The organism is Algibacillus agarilyticus (assembly GCF_003286125.1).
GTDB lineage: Bacteria > Pseudomonadota > Gammaproteobacteria > Enterobacterales > Alteromonadaceae > Algibacillus > Algibacillus agarilyticus.
Window position 1 is genome coordinate 145899 of sequence record NZ_QMED01000002.1, and the last position, 16386, is coordinate 162284.

General features: G+C 40.2%; 19 protein-coding genes. 10 read left to right on the plus strand and 9 right to left on the minus strand.

What is annotated here, in order from left to right:
* Positions 1-4: 4 nt before the first annotated feature.
* Positions 5-715 (minus strand): ComF family protein, encoded by a 711-nt coding sequence (locus DPX34_RS02590; protein WP_111976852.1) that lies wholly within the window; start codon positions 713-715, stop codon positions 5-7.
* 30 nt (positions 716-745) lie between these two features.
* On the opposite strand from DPX34_RS02590, the gene bioH reads away from it, so the two are divergent.
* The 4 genes from bioH to DPX34_RS02610 all read left to right on the plus strand — a co-directional run bounded on the left by bioH (position 746) and on the right by DPX34_RS02610 (position 5162).
* Entirely contained in the window at positions 746-1504 is a 759-nt protein-coding gene (gene bioH / locus DPX34_RS02595; protein ID WP_198673603.1) for a pimeloyl-ACP methyl ester esterase BioH, read from the plus strand.
* A gap of 76 nt (positions 1505-1580) precedes the next feature.
* The gene (locus DPX34_RS02600; RefSeq protein WP_111976853.1) at positions 1581-1868 is read left to right on the plus strand and encodes a hypothetical protein; all 288 of its coding nucleotides are present in this window, start codon (positions 1581-1583) and stop codon (positions 1866-1868) included.
* A gap of 17 nt (positions 1869-1885) precedes the next feature.
* Positions 1886-2878, plus strand: coding sequence for a putative metalloprotease CJM1_0395 family protein (locus DPX34_RS02605; protein ID WP_111976854.1), 993 nt, complete (start codon positions 1886-1888; stop codon positions 2876-2878).
* Between the two features lie 280 nt (positions 2879-3158).
* Positions 3159-5162, plus strand: a complete 2004-nt coding sequence (locus DPX34_RS02610; RefSeq protein ID WP_111976855.1) for a tetratricopeptide repeat protein — start codon at positions 3159-3161, stop codon at positions 5160-5162.
* Between the two features lie 54 nt (positions 5163-5216).
* Here DPX34_RS02610 and DPX34_RS02615 read toward each other — a convergent pair whose 3' ends face one another.
* Positions 5217-5705, minus strand: coding sequence for a GreA/GreB family elongation factor (locus DPX34_RS02615; RefSeq protein WP_111976856.1), 489 nt, complete (start codon positions 5703-5705; stop codon positions 5217-5219).
* A gap of 428 nt (positions 5706-6133) precedes the next feature.
* Positions 6134-6874, minus strand: coding sequence for a hypothetical protein (locus DPX34_RS02620; RefSeq protein ID WP_111976857.1), 741 nt, complete (start codon positions 6872-6874; stop codon positions 6134-6136).
* A gap of 284 nt (positions 6875-7158) precedes the next feature.
* On the opposite strand from DPX34_RS02620, the gene coaD reads away from it, so the two are divergent.
* On the plus strand, positions 7159-7647 hold the full coding sequence (gene coaD, locus DPX34_RS02625) for a pantetheine-phosphate adenylyltransferase (protein WP_111976858.1): 489 nt from the start codon (positions 7159-7161) through the stop codon (positions 7645-7647).
* Between the two features lie 26 nt (positions 7648-7673).
* Here the strand turns inward: coaD and DPX34_RS21680 are convergent, their stop codons facing one another.
* The 6 genes from DPX34_RS21680 to radC all read right to left on the minus strand — a co-directional run bounded on the left by DPX34_RS21680 (position 7674) and on the right by radC (position 10728).
* Entirely contained in the window at positions 7674-7826 is a 153-nt protein-coding gene (locus tag DPX34_RS21680) for a hypothetical protein (RefSeq protein ID WP_157964598.1), read from the minus strand.
* Positions 7827-8025: 199 nt separating this feature from the next.
* Positions 8026-8844, minus strand: coding sequence for a bifunctional DNA-formamidopyrimidine glycosylase/DNA-(apurinic or apyrimidinic site) lyase (gene mutM / locus DPX34_RS02630; RefSeq protein ID WP_111976859.1), 819 nt, complete (start codon positions 8842-8844; stop codon positions 8026-8028).
* Between the two features lie 33 nt (positions 8845-8877).
* Positions 8878-9360 (minus strand): hypothetical protein, encoded by a 483-nt coding sequence (locus tag DPX34_RS02635; RefSeq protein WP_111976860.1) that lies wholly within the window; start codon positions 9358-9360, stop codon positions 8878-8880.
* Positions 9361-9511: 151 nt separating this feature from the next.
* The gene (gene rpmG, locus DPX34_RS02640; protein ID WP_111976861.1) at positions 9512-9667 is read right to left on the minus strand and encodes a 50S ribosomal protein L33; all 156 of its coding nucleotides are present in this window, start codon (positions 9665-9667) and stop codon (positions 9512-9514) included.
* Positions 9668-9679: 12 nt separating this feature from the next.
* Positions 9680-9916 carry a 50S ribosomal protein L28 gene (gene rpmB / locus DPX34_RS02645; RefSeq protein WP_111976862.1) on the minus strand — a complete coding sequence of 79 codons (237 nt, stop codon included), beginning with the start codon at positions 9914-9916 and terminating at the stop codon, positions 9680-9682.
* A 137-nt stretch (positions 9917-10053) separates the two neighbouring features.
* Positions 10054-10728: a RadC family protein gene (gene radC / locus DPX34_RS02650; protein ID WP_111976863.1), complete on the minus strand. Its 675-nt coding sequence runs from the start codon at positions 10726-10728 to the stop codon at positions 10054-10056.
* Between the two features lie 159 nt (positions 10729-10887).
* On the opposite strand from radC, the gene coaBC reads away from it, so the two are divergent.
* The 5 genes from coaBC to metK all read left to right on the plus strand — a co-directional run bounded on the left by coaBC (position 10888) and on the right by metK (position 16050).
* Positions 10888-12096 carry a bifunctional phosphopantothenoylcysteine decarboxylase/phosphopantothenate--cysteine ligase CoaBC gene (coaBC, locus tag DPX34_RS02655; protein WP_111976864.1) on the plus strand — a complete coding sequence of 403 codons (1209 nt, stop codon included), beginning with the start codon at positions 10888-10890 and terminating at the stop codon, positions 12094-12096.
* 22 nt (positions 12097-12118) lie between these two features.
* Positions 12119-12721, plus strand: coding sequence for a nucleoid occlusion factor SlmA (slmA, locus tag DPX34_RS02660; protein WP_111976865.1), 603 nt, complete (start codon positions 12119-12121; stop codon positions 12719-12721).
* A 19-nt stretch (positions 12722-12740) separates the two neighbouring features.
* The gene (locus DPX34_RS02665; RefSeq protein ID WP_111976866.1) at positions 12741-13703 is read left to right on the plus strand and encodes a WD40 repeat domain-containing protein; all 963 of its coding nucleotides are present in this window, start codon (positions 12741-12743) and stop codon (positions 13701-13703) included.
* A gap of 78 nt (positions 13704-13781) precedes the next feature.
* Positions 13782-14330, plus strand: coding sequence for a glutathione peroxidase (locus DPX34_RS02670; protein ID WP_111976867.1), 549 nt, complete (start codon positions 13782-13784; stop codon positions 14328-14330).
* 568 nt (positions 14331-14898) lie between these two features.
* On the plus strand, positions 14899-16050 hold the full coding sequence (gene metK / locus DPX34_RS02680) for a methionine adenosyltransferase (RefSeq protein WP_111976868.1): 1152 nt from the start codon (positions 14899-14901) through the stop codon (positions 16048-16050).
* The last annotated feature ends 336 nt before the right edge of the window (positions 16051-16386 follow it).

Genomic DNA, 16386 nt, shown 5'->3' on the forward strand with positions numbered 1-16386 from the left:
CAGGTCACTCAATATGAATATTGTCATGTTCACCCTCATATTTTGCCCAAGCCAATGCAAAAGCCGATACCCGTTTAACCCCTTGGTTTAATAAGGTTTGGGCTAATTCGCTTAGCGTAGTACCGGTTGTGATAACATCGTCAATCAATAACACATGCCGATTTTCAACGGCACTTATTCGCTCAACCGCAAACGCACCTGACATATTTTTACGTCGTTTGTAAGCGGTTAACCCCGCTTGCTTTAATGTCATTTTAGATCGAATGATCGCACTTGAAACCATTGGGATCTGATATTGATGTGCTAAAAAGCACGTTAAATAATCCAATTGATTAAACCCTCGTTTAATCGTGCGTTCAGGATGGTTTGGCACACAAGCAATCGCGTTAAATTGACTAAAATCTATTTGACCAAGTACCGGCTTTAATAACGAAAGCAATACCGCAGAACGGTCAAAACTTGCATGATATTTATATTGCGATATCAACATATCAACCGGCCACTGATAAATAAAAGGCACATAAACCGCCGATAATTTATCTAACGACATCGTATGCAAAGCATGAGGATGCACAGACAAATCCATCGGGGTTTGGCGTATATCACTGGCCAGCGTATCATTTAAACACGTTGTGCAAATACGTTGATCACTTTCATGTGTTTCGTCGCACAAAATACAGGGTACTAGGCGGTTGAATAAGTGACGTGATAACATAGCTCAATATCCTATTAACGAGTTTGTTAAGTGAATAATAAACCACTTATATATTTAGTGCACGGCTGGGGAATGAATCAAGCCGTATGGCAACAAACAGCCGAAATGTTAACGGCTCACTTTAAAATAAAATGTTTAGATCTCGCGGGGTTTGGTACTAAAAGTGCCATACAGCTGGAACCCTATGATTTACCTCACCTAGCGGATGAATTACGTCATCAAATAGACGAGCCCGGTTGGATAATGGGTTGGTCTTTAGGCGGATTAGTTGCACAACACATTGCCATTAATAATCAAAGCCTAGTTCAAGGTTTAATCACCGTGGCCAGTACGCCTTGTTTTGCTGAAAAATCAGATTGGCCGGGTATTAAGCAAAGTGTATTACAAAGCTTTCAACAGCAACTTGCTAATGACTATCAAATCACCTTAGCACGATTTTTAGCAATTCAAACGATGGGCAGCCCCACAGCAAAGCAAGATATAAAAACCTTAAAACAACAGCTATTAGCCTATCCAGAACCCCACCTTTCAGCGCTAACGGGTGGATTGGTTATTTTAGAAAAAGCGGACTTAAGGAACGATATAAATAAAATAACGTGCCCAACATTACGAATATATGGTCGATTAGACTCACTGGTTCCTCGCAAAGCGATTAAAAAAATTCAGGCATTACAACCAAATGCAGCGCATCATATCTTTGCGCATGCTTCGCACGCCCCTTTTATAAGTCACATCGACGAATTTATAGCTTGTATCGAAAGCTACTTAAGCAATTTAACCTTAGAGTAATATAATCTAAACAGAGGCTTTCATCCTGATTTAAATTGTACGATAATTAATCATTGTTATTTTTTGCGAGGTGTTTATGCAAATTCAATCAGGTTTAAGCTCTAGTCTTTATGGTTTACAAAAAGCTTCTGATGGTATTACACAAAGCGCACGCAACATTGCAAGTGATTCGCTCGATTCACAAAAGCAGCAAGAATCACAGCAAGCGACAACAGCACAACCCGTACAAAACCAGAGTGAAAAGCCGTCGACGGTAGATAATTTAACGTCGTTAATTGAAGATAAAAACAACGCGGCAGCCAACATTAAAGCACTGCAAACGCAGAACGATGTGTTGGGCAGTTTAATCGATATACAAGTTTAAGGTATTCATTACATAAAATGAACATAGTGACTCAGTTTCCGGTTAACCTAAATCTGAACACGTCTAATCCGCATACGGATCAGGCGCGTAAAGATGCGTTAGCACGTCAACTGATCCCACAATCAGCAGAATCTGAGCAGTCAAATCATGAAAAAGGCTTAAATTCTGATACCGACAAAAATACAGCCCGTCAGCAACCGCTCACTTACGACTATATTAAAAATCAACAACAGCAAGCGCAAGCAGAAGGCAACCAAGAAAACAATCTAGATCAGCAAGAACAAAACGCAACAGATGATCAAGAAAACCGCGGTAAAGATCGTCAAGAAGCGCAACAAGATGAAGCTGAACAGAAAAAAATTGCTGAACTAAAAGAACGCGATCAAGAAGTTAAAACCCACGAGCAAGCTCATGCATCCATTGGTGGTCAACATGCTGGTGCACCTTCTTATGAGTATGAGCAAGGCCCAGATGGCAAACGTTACGCCGTGGGTGGAGAAGTATCTATTGATGTGTCTCCTGTACCCAACGACCCAGAAGCAACGATACGTAAAATGGATCAGGTGCAACGCGCAGCATTAGCCCCTGCCGAACCATCAGCGCAAGACCGTAAAGTAGCCGCAGATGCCAGCAGTAAACGCCAAGCTGCTCAAGCAGAATCGTTAAAAGAAAATGCACAAACCGATACACCACAAGTATCGACTCAAGCAGCCACCTCCGCAGCGGAGGTTTTTAATAAAACGGACCCAGAAACACCAACCAGAACAAGCCGAATCATAAAAGCACAAGACATTGAAAAAAATGAAATTAATGTTAGCAAAGTGCCTATTTTTGAAGCAAAAGCATCATTAGCTTTTGGTGAAGAAAATTCATCATCAAGTACAACATCTTCATATACCGACACGATGGCTCAATCAGATGAACGCATCACAACCCGCGCCTTAAAGATTCAACGCCACTACTACAGCAATAGCTTACCGCATCAAAACAGTATTTCAGCAACCGCTTAAGCTTTAGATTACGAATAAACCGACTTATTTCGTCATTGTATAGTCAAAAATTTTAGTCTTATTACGATTTAAGATTAATTATCGTATTTCTATTCGTGTTTCTGTTCGTATTAACAATTTAATTCATAAGCAAAAAATAAACAGTCACACCTGACGGGCGTCGTTCTAACTTTTAATAAAAATAATAAACGCATCTTGTCTGTAATTGCTACTATGTAAAGATTACCTTTTACGTCTGCCGTCATTATGGCTCAATGCAACATCACAAATATCTAAACTCATGAAAACAAAAACGTTAATTTGGTCCAGTGCATTAATTTTAAGTTTATTTTTAATCTGGCTATTGCCCGCGGGGTCAATAATCTCATCATCACAACAAGTAAACACGGCGCAAAATAATCAACTTAATGACCCATTTGTATCAGGCTCAAACCTTCATGTAACTCAAGGTGCTGCCGCTGGCTATGTAGCCGATAAGCAATGTGAAAATTGTCATGCTGGGCATACAGAGTCATACCAACATATTGGTATGTCTAAATCCTTTAAGCGCCCAGCGATAACGCATTTTATTGAATCGTTTGATCAAGCCCCATATTTTCATAAACCATCAGAACGCTATTATCAAATGCAACAAAATGGTGATGATCTCCAATTTATACGTTATCAGTTAGATGATCAGCAGCAACCAATTAATCTTTTTAAACGTAAAGTGGATTATATTATTGGTTCTGGCAACACCACACGCAGTTATTTATATCAAACTGAAAATGGTGAAATGTTTCAGCTACCTTTAGGTTGGTATTCACAAACCCAACAATGGGCCATGGCGCCGGGATTTGATAAACCTAAACACGCAGGCGTCACCCGTCCTATTCAACGTCAGTGTTTGTTTTGCCATAATGCATTACCCGACGTCGCTACCGATAGTGATTTGCATTGGCAGCCTCATTTTTTTCCTAAAACATTACCACAAGGTATTGGCTGCCAACGTTGTCATGGCCCAGGAGCAAAACACATCAATACGGTTTTAGCGCCCGATACCACACTTGATAAAATTAAAGCCGCCATAGTTAACCCAGCTAAATTACCTGTTCAGCAGCGAGATTCAGTGTGCTTTCAGTGCCATTTATTACCCAGCGTTGCGTTAACCGGTATACGTAAATTTGACCGACCTGATTATTCTTTTCGCCCAGGCGACGATATTTTCGACTATATCGCGCATGTCGACATTACCGAATCAGATAAAAGCCAAGATGAGCGCTTTGAAATAAATCATCACGCCTATCGATTACGCAAAAGTAAGTGCTTTACACAAAGCGAAGGCGCTTTAACTTGTATTAGCTGCCATAACCCACATAAAAAAGTTGCCGCGAGTGCTAAAACTGAACATTATCAAAATGTTTGCCTTAGTTGTCATACTGAGCCTCACCCTGTATCAGCCATAGCAAACACTAAAATTAACGACGATGATTGTGTTAGTTGTCATATGCCCAAACGCCGAACACAAGATGTTGTGCATGTCGTCATGACAGATCACAAAATACAACGCCAATTAACCGATCCTCAACCGCTAACCACATTAAAAGAAACCGAGCCAACAATTACCGGCATTGAGTTTTTGTTATCGGATAAAGCACCAAAAGATGCGGTAGGTGAAGTATATAAAGCGGTCACATTATTAAGAACAACACCGACGGCTAACTATGTAGATTATTTAAAAATGATGTTAGCTCAAAGTAAAATACAAGATATACAACCCTACTTTGATCTCGCACAAGGCCAGTTAACGTTACAACGTTATGACGAAGTACTCACAACCACAAGTTGGTTGCTATCACGTGAGCCAGACAATTTTAGGGTAAAACAGTGGCGTGGAACCGCCTTTATTGGCTTAAATAAATTAGATGAGGCCATGGCTATTTTTGAACCGTTAGTCGCGCAACAACCTAAGGTGGCCGAAATTCAATTCAATTTTGCTTTACTATTATACGCAAAACAAAACTATCACTTAGCAAAAGACTATTTAGCGAAGACCCTTAAACTCCGAGATACCATGCCACAGGCTTGGTTTTATCAAGGGTTAGTCAATATTCATCTTAATAATAAGCAAGCCGCCATAAATGACTTTATCTCGGTATTAGCGATTGATCCAAGCTATACCCGAGCCTACCTTGAACTCAGTAAGCTATATCAACAAGAAGGCGATGCCGTTGCGGCTAAACGGTATCGATTACACGGCATAAAAAACGCCCGTGAACCACTGCTACTAAATGAAATACAATAGGCCAAACTGGCAAATTTATGAACTCAGTGAATACTAAACAAGAAAAGGTAGAGACTAACGAATACTGACAACGGTATAAAAAATTTCGTTTGTATTAATTTTTATCGATATTTCATCATCGACATAACAGTTAAACAATGCTGCACCTAAAGGGGCGTTGCGGGTAATAACATTAATTGATTTTGTGTTGTTTGATAATTTGATCCCCCCTGCACTCGGTCCTATTAGATAATATGATTCGTTTTCATACTCATCAACAACGACAACAAGACAGCCTAAGTCAACTTTACTTTTGTTCGAGGGAGCGCGTAAAGCTAAGCCTTGCCATTGCTTGATCGCCAATTTTAACTCAGCAACGCGTTGCGATTGACCGTGCGCTAAATAAGACGCCTCTAATCCCACTGTATCATATTGTGTTTCGGGCTTACTTTGCTCATGTGTTGCCAAATCTCGAGCATCATTAGCGGCAGCTGTCGCAATTGAGAGTAGCTTTTCTAATTCATGAATCAGTAAGGGTATAAGTTCGGTTGACGTCATAGGCATACATTAATAATCTAAGAGTTAAACGAGCAGTGTCGTGCAATTAAGTAGAGTAGTCAAATGAAGTAAAGATAGCAGCCTCTGCCATCTTTATATTGGTGATCTGGTTATTTATAGTCAAAGCTACCGCGTCCTGCTCTCGCGCCTTACCTGCATCCATGCAGGCAAGCTTCGAGACGCCATAAGCATATGCTCTACTATGTGATTGGAGCCGCCTAAATGGATTTAGGTGTTAGAACGACGCAGGAGCCAAAGTCGAGAGTAAGCGCTGACAATGAACCATAAAACCTGAGCGAGAAGACTATACTTAGAGAAACGTTCGCATGCAGAGGGACTAAAAATGATGAATCACTAGACGACTTTGACGCAGATACTAACGAATATAGTACGAGCCTCCGTGAATGATTAAATCACATCTGAAAACTAAATTTTTACCAAATACGAATAAAGCGTAAGCTAACCGATGTACTATCAAATTCACTCGTGAACCAATCTGATTTTCCATCTTCAACTTTATCAATTTGATTGTATTCGTATTCTAATTTTTGCGTTTCAGCCTTTGCAATTAAACTCCATTTACGACTAAACCGATAATTAACCGCAAGGTGTGCATTATAGCTCGTTTCGGCATCACCAACCCCCGCATCAGCCCCGGCGTGTATCACTAACTTATTCGTTATCGGGATATCCGCTTTCAGGCCCATCGTGGCATCAATCCAGCTTGAATCAATTTCAAGCTTTTCGTTTGCCGTTTGTAACATAAACTCTTGTTGGTTAACGCGTATGCCTAAATTAACAAATAAGTGCTTTCCGCCTGATAACTTAACAATACGATGACCAAAAGAAAACGCTCCAACGGCTGAATCAAAAGCGAAAGAATCATTTTCAACTGTTTGGCTTAATTTATTAGGGATATAACGATAATCAATGCGCCAACGGCCATTAGTGCCATAACCATCAAAAGAAAGTAACGATTTAGCGATATCGGATGAGTTCACTTCAACATCGCCGATAAATTGATGTTGCTGTTGGTTAAAGTCTTGCGTTTTAAACGTTAACTCACCTTGTTGCACTGTAACACCGAAACCAGTTCCAAAATGCCAGCCAGCTTGAGCAGAAAATGCAAAAGTACTTACGCTTAGTGCAATAGTCCATGTCAGCATTTTTTTCATTCGGTATATCCTTATCTACTTCATATTATAAAAAACAGCGTAATTATACGCATATCAAATGCGAGTTAATAGAGCTAGAGCACATGTTAATCTATATTTAATATCAAATAGCTAAAGATTGATTTATTAATATACACCTTAAATTTACAAACTTAATCATTCCCTCTATTGCACGACAGATCAAATAGTTAACATAATCTTGTCAGACTGTTCCCATCGTTAGGCTTGCGGATAAATAGTCTTATGTGTATCTTCAACACATTATTTCATTTACAGTAAACACGATGAGTATTATTGCTATTTACCCCGGTACATTTGATCCTATCACTAACGGTCATATCGATTTATTAAACCGTGCATCAAGGCTTTTTTCGCAGGTGATTGTTGGCGTGGCGAATAACCCAAGCAAACAACCTTTATTTGATTTAAGCGAACGTGTTTTTTTAGCTGAGCAAGCCGTAGATCATTTAAGCAATGTGAGTGTCATTGGGTTTAGTGGTCTGTTAGTCGACTTTGCCAAGCAGCATAATGCCATAGTCTTGTTACGAGGATTACGCACAACAGTCGATTTTGAATATGAATTGCAACTTGCCAGTGCCAATAAGCGCTTAAATGCCGATTTAGAAAGTGTGTTTTTACCCCCTTCTGATAACAGTGCGTTTATTTCTTCAACTTTAGTCAAAGAAATAGCAAAACATCAAGGTGATATAAGTGAGTTTGTTACGCCAGCAGTCAAACTCGCGTTGAATTCGCGCTTTACTTTTGCAGAGTAAGGCGACCTCAAAAGCGGTCAATAAAGCTAAATATCATGATAAGACTTTTCTTTTAAATCACGTTTTTTTTCTTCTAATTGCTCATGGTAAGTCAGTAACCAATCACATAAAAAAACGAGTCCGGCAGTTGCGATTATGTAACCTCCAATCACGGCGGTCGCAAATAGTGAAAACATCATTCCCTTGAACCTATTCTTCCTAAGCGATGAATAGAGTTTAGTCATAAAAAAGTGATAAGTGAGCGTATTCGATGAATGCTTATACCTTGGTTTAAGTCATGTGAGTATCGATAAACTTAAGTGTTTGTTTATTATGCCTATATATTAGTAATGTAAGAAAGATCTCACATGCAAATAATTTATATCTTAACCCCTTATTTTATTCGGATTGACAATAATCGCAATACACGCTCGCTCGTTGGCCAATTTTGCACTCAATTAAGGGTTGAGTACAATTAACACAAGGTTCGCCCGCTCGACCATATACATTCAGTGATTGCACAAAATACCCTGGTTTACCATCAGCTTGCGTAAAATCTTTAAGGGTTGTACCGCCTTGTTTAATTGATTCTGCCAATACTTTTTTGATCACGGTAACGAGTTTATCAATTTCATCTTTCGTTACGGTTTTAGCCGCTCTTAAAGGATTAATCCCGGCTAAAAAAAGTGACTCATTTGCATAAATATTACCAACACCAACAACCACTTTGCTATCCATAATAAAGTTTTTAATCACCGTGTTTTTTTTCTGTATTTTTTCAAATAAGTAATTTGCATTAAAATCATCTAATAAGGGTTCAGGCCCTAAATGCGCAAGTTGACTTAACGGCGTTGCTTGTTGCCAATCTTGCCATAACACAGCACCAAAGCGTCTCGGGTCATTCAAGCGTAAAATTTTATTATTAGTAAACTGTAGCTCAAAATGGTCATGCTTTTTAACGTCGGCATCGGTCGATAAAATGCGCAACGAGCCTGACATACCAAGATGAATAACGAGCTGCCCCATTTTACTTGCCAGTAGCAAATATTTACCACGGCGTTCAACTTTATCAATTGTTTGGTTGGTCAGTAAATCAACATCTTCCGGTATAGGCCACCGCATACCACGGTGCCTAACAATCACTTTAGCAACCGTTTGATTTAAAATGTGCGGCTCTATGCCTAAACGGGTGACTTCTACTTCAGGTAATTCGGGCATGTTAAATACTCATCAATTGCATAGGTTAATTTATTAAGGCTTTAATAATGGAGGTCGGTATTGATTATCCAGCACTAACCAACGATCTATCTGAATATCTTGAATAATGAGCTCATGCTGAGTTTCAAATATTTTAAATGTATAACCTTGATGCTGGCCCGCTAACCAAGCAGTAACAACATAATCTGGGTATTGAGCTAACGCATACGCGCTGACTTGTGCAGGGCTTAAAATAATCCCTTGTAAGTTAACCCAAGAAGCGATGGTTTTCTCGAGTAACGCCGCCTCAAGTCCTTTATCTGGATTAGTACGCCAACTTCGACCGATTCGCTCAATTGAATATCCCGGCACATCTAATGTGAGTAAAATTTGATCAGTCGGTAAAACGGATACTTGATCACCGGTTTGCTCAACACTACCTAATATTTTTTGATGCACACCATTAAAGATCAAAATCATCGCTAAGCTAGAAAAAATAAGAACATTATTCCAACCTTTGCGCGTTAAACGAACCATAAAATTTATCCTTGTTTACGACAGTAAAAAAACAAATGAGAAAAAACAACGAGGCTATGTTAGCGAGCGAGGATGCGGGGTGCAACCGTAAATTTTAGGCAATAAAAAACCCGGACAAGCCGGGTTTTTTTAATTTCTTAAACAAAAAAGCTTACTTAATTTTGGCTTCTTTGAATAAAACATGTTGGCGTACTTTTGGATCGAATTTTTTGATCTCAAACTTACCTGGCATGTTACGCTTGTTCTTATCTGTGGTATAGAAATAACCTGTACCAGCAGTAGAAACTAACTTAATTTTATCACGCATTTCCGGCTACCTTTAAATTTTTTCACCGCGCGCGCGGATCTCAGTTAAAACGGCGTCAATACCTTTTTTGTCAATGATACGCATACCTTTGGTTGATAAACGCAATTTAACAAAACGGTTTTCAGTTGCAACCCAAAAACGGTGCGACTGTAAATTAGGTAAGAAACGACGCTTAGTTGCATTTTTAGCATGCGAGCGGTGGTTTCCAACCGCTGGCTTTTTGCCAGTAACTTGGCATACTCTAGACATTGCTGTGTCTCCAATTCATCTTAAGCTATCACTTAAGAATTACATTCTGCGTACCCTGATTCAAGAGGGCGCAATTTATACAGATAAATAGAAGCAAAGTCAACTTACTTCTATAAAATTGCCTAATTTTTTTACAATTAAAGTAAACCCATTTCGGCAAAAGAAATGACCTCTCCATCGCCTACAATAAAATGATCGAGTACGCGGATGTCAACTAAACCTAATGCAGCGATCAAACGTTGGGTTATTTGCTTATCTGCATGGCTAGGTTCAGCTACACCTGAAGGGTGATTGTGCGCTAGTATAATCGCAGCGGCTCTAAGTTCAAGTGCTTTTGTTACAACAACCCGAGGATAAACGGCAGCGCCATCTATTGTGCCAAAAAATATCGGTTCATATTTAATAACACGGTGTTGATTATCTAAAAAAATACAAGCAAAAACCTCAAACGGTTCATCACGCAATTGTGCCGTTAAAAAATGCTGGCATGCATTAGAAGAATCAAGCACCTGCCCTTTTTTTAAATTTTCAGATAAAAAGCGCTTGGTCATTTCAACACTAGCTTGTAATTGTGCAAATTTAGCCGCGCCTAAACCTTTACCCACACTAAATTGCTGAAGGTCAGCCGCTAGCAATTGGCGCAAGCTCCCAAAATCACGTAACAACATTTGTGCTAACTCAACAGCACTACATCCCTTAACACCCGTTCTTAAAAAAATAGCTAATAATTCAGCATCACTTAAACTATTAGCACCAATGGCGAGTAACTTCTCGCGTGGCTGTTGCTCAGCAGGCCAATCCTTTATACTCATATCTCATCCTTAACGAGTGCTTACTTACCTACTACCGCCTATAAAGTAAACGGGTAGTAAAAATTCACACATATAATGCATTGACAAATAACCCGATTTACAACAAGGTTACGCATCTTAAGTCTTGATGATGATTAACAATTTATCAATGGGGATTTTGTGAATTACTTACAAAATAAAAAAATACTGTTAGGTATAACCGGCGGTATCGCCGCTTATAAAGCAGCAGACTTGGTTAGAAAACTAAAAGAAGTCAATGCAGACGTAAGAGTGGTCATGACAGCGGGTGCAATGGCCTTTATTACACCACTCACATTACAAGCTTTATCCGGTAACCCGGTCGCGACCAGTTTACTAGATACCGACGCAGAGGCCGCAATGGGCCATATTGAGCTCGCTAAATGGGCTGATGTGGTGTTAATAGCCCCTGCAAGCGCCAATACCCTTGCATGTTTAGCCAATGGCTTAGCGGGTGATTTACTGTCTACTTTATATTTAGCAACCCCCGCACCTGTTGCCGTTTGCCCAGCCATGAACCAACAAATGTGGGCTGCAAAACCGACTCAACGCAATATACAAACACTCATAAAAGATGACGTAAGCATCTTTGGCCCGGGTTTGGGTGCACAAGCCTGTGGCGATATCGGCGCAGGTAGAATGCTTGAACCACTCGAAATTGTCGCTCATTTGCAAAGTTTGCTGGCACCTAAGCCACTGCTGAATAAAAAAATAGTGATCACAGCCGGTCCGACACAAGAATCAATCGACCCTGTTCGTTATATTTCAAACCACAGCTCAGGAAAAATGGGCTATGCGTTAGCACAAGCGGCACAACAACTCGGTGCAGATGTTCATTTAATATCAGGACCTTGCGCATTAACAGCACCGCATGCCGTTCATACAACAACCGTTACATCAGCCGACGAAATGCTAGCAACAACACTAGAAAATATCGATAATGCCGATGTTTTTATTGGCTGTGCAGCCGTCGCAGATTACAAGCCTCAAACCGTTGCAGCGCAAAAAATAAAAAAAACAGCGCAAAGTGAAATGTCGATAGCGCTCACACGTAATCAAGATATCTTAGCCACGGTTGCTAACTTACCCAACAAACCCTTTACCGTTGGTTTTGCCGCCGAAACACAAGACATAGAACATTATGCTTTAGATAAATTACAGCGCAAAAATTTAGACATGATAGCCGCAAACAATGTGGCAATAGCAGGACAAGGGTTTGGCGCCGAGCAAAACGCACTGATGGTCTACACCCCCAATAGCCAACATGAATTAGCATTAAACGATAAAACACGCTTAGCAACCGATTTGATCCAACTTATTGCAGAGCAAATAAATCAACATAACAATTAACTTAGAAAACGGAAACATAGCAATGCCAGCAGTCACCAAGAAAAAAGGCGAAAGAAAACATCAAATACTCCAATCATTAGCCCAAATGTTGGAATCAAACCCAGGCCAGCGCATTACAACCGCAAAATTGGCAGAAGCAGTAGGCGTAACCGAAGCCGCGTTATATCGTCACTTTCCGAGTAAAGCGCGCATGTTTGAAGGTTTATTAGATTTTATAGACGAAAGTTTATTTACGCATATCAACACCATACTCGAAAAAGAAAAACAAGCATCAGTGCGTAGTTTTCAAATTAGCCAACTCGTTTTAATTTTTGCCGAACGCAATCCGGGGATTTCACGTTTACTTAGTGGTGATGCATTAATGGGCGAGCAAGCTAGATTACGCGATCGCGTTAATCAAATATTCGATAAACTTGAGCTACAATTAAAACAAGTATTACGTGAACGAAAACTACGCGAAGGTAAAGCCTTTGATTACAACGAAGCCATGGTTGCTAATCAACTCGTTTGTTGGATCGAAGGTAAAATAGGTCAATTTGTACGCAGTGATTATCAACGTAAACCCTCTGAAAATTTAACCGCTCAGTGGAGCGTGTTTGAAAAAACACTTTTTCCACAACAATAAGTCATAAAAAGGCAAAACCATGAAAAAGGTCTTATATCTTATCTGTTTAAGTTTATTGCTCAGCGCTTGCAATAAGTGGGGTGAAAACCGAACAGCAAGATGGTTGCATACAGACAATGGAACCTATGCAGCAGACCTTTCTCAAAATGGTGAATATGCGGCTGTATCAACGGCAGATGGCATTACACTATGGCAAGTCAATCAACATTTGCCAAAATATTTTTGGCGTCACGATCCAGAAAAAAGCAATGAAGTCATCCATGTAGATATCGCGAGTGACAACTCACACGTTATCACCGCAACCGAAAATCAAGTTGCATTATGGAACATGAAAACGGGACATAATAAAGGCTTTTGGCAAGTTGAAGAAAGTCGGATAGTTGATATAAAAATAGCCAATAAAGGTCGGCTCATGCTCATTGGATTACTTAATGGCGTGGTCGAACTCTACAATTTAGACACCGGGCGACGCGTTAGATTTTTAGGACATAACGAGCGCATCAGTCGCGTTGATTTATCCGACAACGGCCACTTTGCTTTAACAGGTAGTTATGATGGCATGGCATTATTTTGGGATACACGCTCAGCCCAAGTGATCCACTCATTTAAACACGACAGCCGTATAACTCAAGTCGCGCTAGACCAAACCGGTCAATATGCTTTTACCGCTAACAGTTTTAAGGATTCAAATATTTGGCGTTTATCTGACGGCTCGCAACAAAGTCAGCTTAAATATCCTATGCGCCAACTCATTTTTACAAGCGCTGTTTTTTCAAACGACGCTAATATTTTAGCCACAGGCGCGCCCAATAAAAAAATAAAACTGTGGCGTGTAAAAACGGGCGAATTAATTGACGAATGGCAATACGAAGCCGAAGGCATGGGCGTATCAATTCTTGATTTTGCATTTAATGAAGACAACAGTCGTTTAATATCTGAAAACAGCTTTGGTTTAGCCGAAGTCTGGCGACTTCAAAAATAAAACTGATCTTTAAAACTAAAAACAACGTTTAACCCCAAAAATTAAACCTATAAACACACAAATAGAGACAAACCCACAATGAATAATAAAACCCGCATTTTGATACTCGCAGGGCTACTCATGAGCTCAAGCACATGGGCAGCAGAAAAGTGTAATTCGATTCTCGATTTTGAAGCCAGAAAATTACGCTCAAGTGAGCAAATAAACTTTTGCCAACAATTTAAAGGCAAAGTATTACTGGCCGTTAATACCGCCAGCGAATGTGGTTTTACGCCACAATTTGAAGGGCTAGAGGCACTATATAAAAAATATAAAGATCAAGGGTTAGAAATTGTCGGTTTTCCTTCGGATGATTTTTTTCAAGAGCACGATGATGAAAAAGAAACAGCCGATATATGCTATTTAAATTATGGCGTAAGTTTTACCATGCTAAGCCCTTCGAGTGTACGAGGCAGTGATGCAAATGCGTTTTATAAAAAGCTAACCACCGCGGCTGATCATTCAGTTAAATGGAACTTTTTTAAATACTTAGTTGATAAAAATGGCAACGTTGTTGGCTCTTGGAACTCAAAAGCGAAACCACTGGCCGGTGAAATAGAACAAGCCATTATTAATGCATTAAAATAATACCAATTCATATAAATAAGTGATCTCTCAGAATGCATCCAGCGGTTTTTGAACAAGGCGTCGGTGTACAGGAATGGTTGTTCCCTTTCAAATACCGATAACGCAGGTCAAAAGCCGCTGGGGCATTCCTTTCAGGCGAGTTTTAAATGCGCTTACTCTGTGTTGATCGAACTCAAAAGAACACCACTATTCTTTTATTTAAGCGCATTTAAACGCTCGCTGAGTGGGCACTTATTATTACGGATTGGTATAACGCAACACATTTAACGATGCATCCCCAAACACCTTAATGCGAGAGGGTGCATCAAACTCGACAAAACATCCCCCGCCTTCATTACACGACCCAAATCGCCAAATGCCCTAAAATAGCAATTATTCTCTTTTTTATAGCGATTAAGGGGATAATGCAATTGGCCGTTTAGACGTCTAGACGTAAATCCTTGCAAATACTGAAAATGTCGTTAAACTTAGCGACATGAATTAGATTGCTCAAAAAAAACACAGAGTGATCACATAAATCAACTTAACCGTATAAACGGTATTGTTAACGTTAATTGAGGACTCTCGCATGGCAAGTCGCCTTTTCACTTCAGAATCAGTATCTGAAGGCCATCCTGATAAAATCGCTGATCAAATCTCTGATGCAGTGCTTGATGCAATTTTAGAGCAAGACCCTAAAGCACGTGTTGCTTGCGAAACTTACGTTAAAACAGGCATGGTAATGGTTGGAGGTGAAGTCACCACTTCAGCTTGGGTTGATATTGAAGAAATTACCCGTAAAACAGTACGTGAAATTGGTTATGTAAACTCAGAAATGGGGTTTGATGCAGATTCATGTGCCGTATTAAATACCATTGGCAAACAATCACCTGACATTAATCAAGGGGTAGACCGCACACGCCCTGAAGAACAAGGCGCAGGCGATCAAGGTTTAATGTTTGGTTATGCATCAAACGAAACAGATGTTTTTATGCCCGCTCCGATCACCTATTCGCATCGCTTAGTAAAACGTCAAGCTGAAGTACGCAAAAACGGCACTTTAAGCTGGTTACGCCCAGATGCTAAATCGCAAGTCACTTTTGCTTACGAGAATGGCATTATCAAAGGTATAGACGCCGTTGTATTATCAACTCAACATTGCGATAGTGTTTCTACTGCCGATTTACGTGAAGCTGTAATGGAAGAAATCATCAAGCCGGTATTGCCTGCAGAATGGTTAACGGCCAGCACACAATTTCATATCAACCCAACCGGTCGTTTTGTAATTGGTGGTCCAATGGGCGATTGTGGTTTAACCGGTCGTAAAATTATTGTTGATACCTACGGTGGTATGGCTCGTCACGGTGGCGGCGCATTCTCAGGTAAAGATCCATCAAAAGTTGACCGCTCAGCCGCTTATGCAGCTCGTTATGTAGCTAAAAATATTGTTGCAGCTGGTTTAGCCGATCGTTGTGAAATTCAAGTTTCATATGCTATTGGTGTCGCTGAGCCAACATCTATCAGTGTAGAAACATTTGGCACAGCAAAAATTGATGAAGATACACTTGTTGATATCGTGCGCGGCAATTTTGATTTACGCCCATACGGCATACTGACCATGTTAGATTTAGAGCGCCCAATCTATCAAGGCACTGCCGCTTATGGTCACTTTGGTCGTGAAGAATTCCCATGGGAAAAACTAGACAAAGTAGACGCATTAAAAGCAGCTGCAGGCTTATAATAACAAAATAAGCAATGTTTAACGTGGGTTACAACACATTAAACGCGCCTGAAAGCGCACATCAAACGGCAGTTATTACTGCCGTTTTTGCTTTCTGAAAAACTAAGTATAGTCAAAGCGATCGGGGTTTAGGGGCAGATTTCTAGTGCCAGACGAAACCTCAGTACTTAAATCCATGTTAGCAAAGCCGTCAAAGCTACCGCGTCCTGCTCTCGCCCCTTACCTGCATCCATGCAGGCAAGCTTCGAGACGCCATGAGCATATGCTCTACTCTGTGATTGAAGCCGCCTAAATGGATTTAGGTGTTAGAACGACGCAGGAGCCAAAGTCGAGAGT

Excerpts from the sequence above, each read along its gene's own strand:
- DPX34_RS02590 (WP_111976852.1), bottom strand. The coding sequence starts at position 715 with ATGTTATCACGTCACTTATTCAACCGCCTAGTACCCTGTATTTTGTGC.
- DPX34_RS02600 (WP_111976853.1), top strand. The coding sequence starts at position 1,581 with ATGCAAATTCAATCAGGTTTAAGCTCTAGTCTTTATGGTTTACAAAAA.
- DPX34_RS02605 (WP_111976854.1), top strand. The coding sequence starts at position 1,886 with ATGAACATAGTGACTCAGTTTCCGGTTAACCTAAATCTGAACACGTCT.
- DPX34_RS02610 (WP_111976855.1), top strand. The coding sequence starts at position 3,159 with ATGAAAACAAAAACGTTAATTTGGTCCAGTGCATTAATTTTAAGTTTA.
- DPX34_RS02615 (WP_111976856.1), bottom strand. The coding sequence starts at position 5,705 with ATGCCTATGACGTCAACCGAACTTATACCCTTACTGATTCATGAATTA.
- DPX34_RS02620 (WP_111976857.1), bottom strand. The coding sequence starts at position 6,874 with ATGAAAAAAATGCTGACATGGACTATTGCACTAAGCGTAAGTACTTTT.
- coaD (WP_111976858.1), top strand. The coding sequence starts at position 7,159 with ATGAGTATTATTGCTATTTACCCCGGTACATTTGATCCTATCACTAAC.
- DPX34_RS21680 (WP_157964598.1), bottom strand. The coding sequence starts at position 7,826 with ATGATGTTTTCACTATTTGCGACCGCCGTGATTGGAGGTTACATAATC.
- mutM (WP_111976859.1), bottom strand. The coding sequence starts at position 8,844 with ATGCCCGAATTACCTGAAGTAGAAGTCACCCGTTTAGGCATAGAGCCG.
- DPX34_RS02635 (WP_111976860.1), bottom strand. The coding sequence starts at position 9,360 with ATGGTTCGTTTAACGCGCAAAGGTTGGAATAATGTTCTTATTTTTTCT.
- rpmG (WP_111976861.1), bottom strand. The coding sequence starts at position 9,667 with ATGCGTGATAAAATTAAGTTAGTTTCTACTGCTGGTACAGGTTATTTC.
- rpmB (WP_111976862.1), bottom strand. The coding sequence starts at position 9,916 with ATGTCTAGAGTATGCCAAGTTACTGGCAAAAAGCCAGCGGTTGGAAAC.
- radC (WP_111976863.1), bottom strand. The coding sequence starts at position 10,728 with ATGAGTATAAAGGATTGGCCTGCTGAGCAACAGCCACGCGAGAAGTTA.
- slmA (WP_111976865.1), top strand. The coding sequence starts at position 12,119 with ATGCCAGCAGTCACCAAGAAAAAAGGCGAAAGAAAACATCAAATACTC.
- DPX34_RS02665 (WP_111976866.1), top strand. The coding sequence starts at position 12,741 with ATGAAAAAGGTCTTATATCTTATCTGTTTAAGTTTATTGCTCAGCGCT.
- DPX34_RS02670 (WP_111976867.1), top strand. The coding sequence starts at position 13,782 with ATGAATAATAAAACCCGCATTTTGATACTCGCAGGGCTACTCATGAGC.
- metK (WP_111976868.1), top strand. The coding sequence starts at position 14,899 with ATGGCAAGTCGCCTTTTCACTTCAGAATCAGTATCTGAAGGCCATCCT.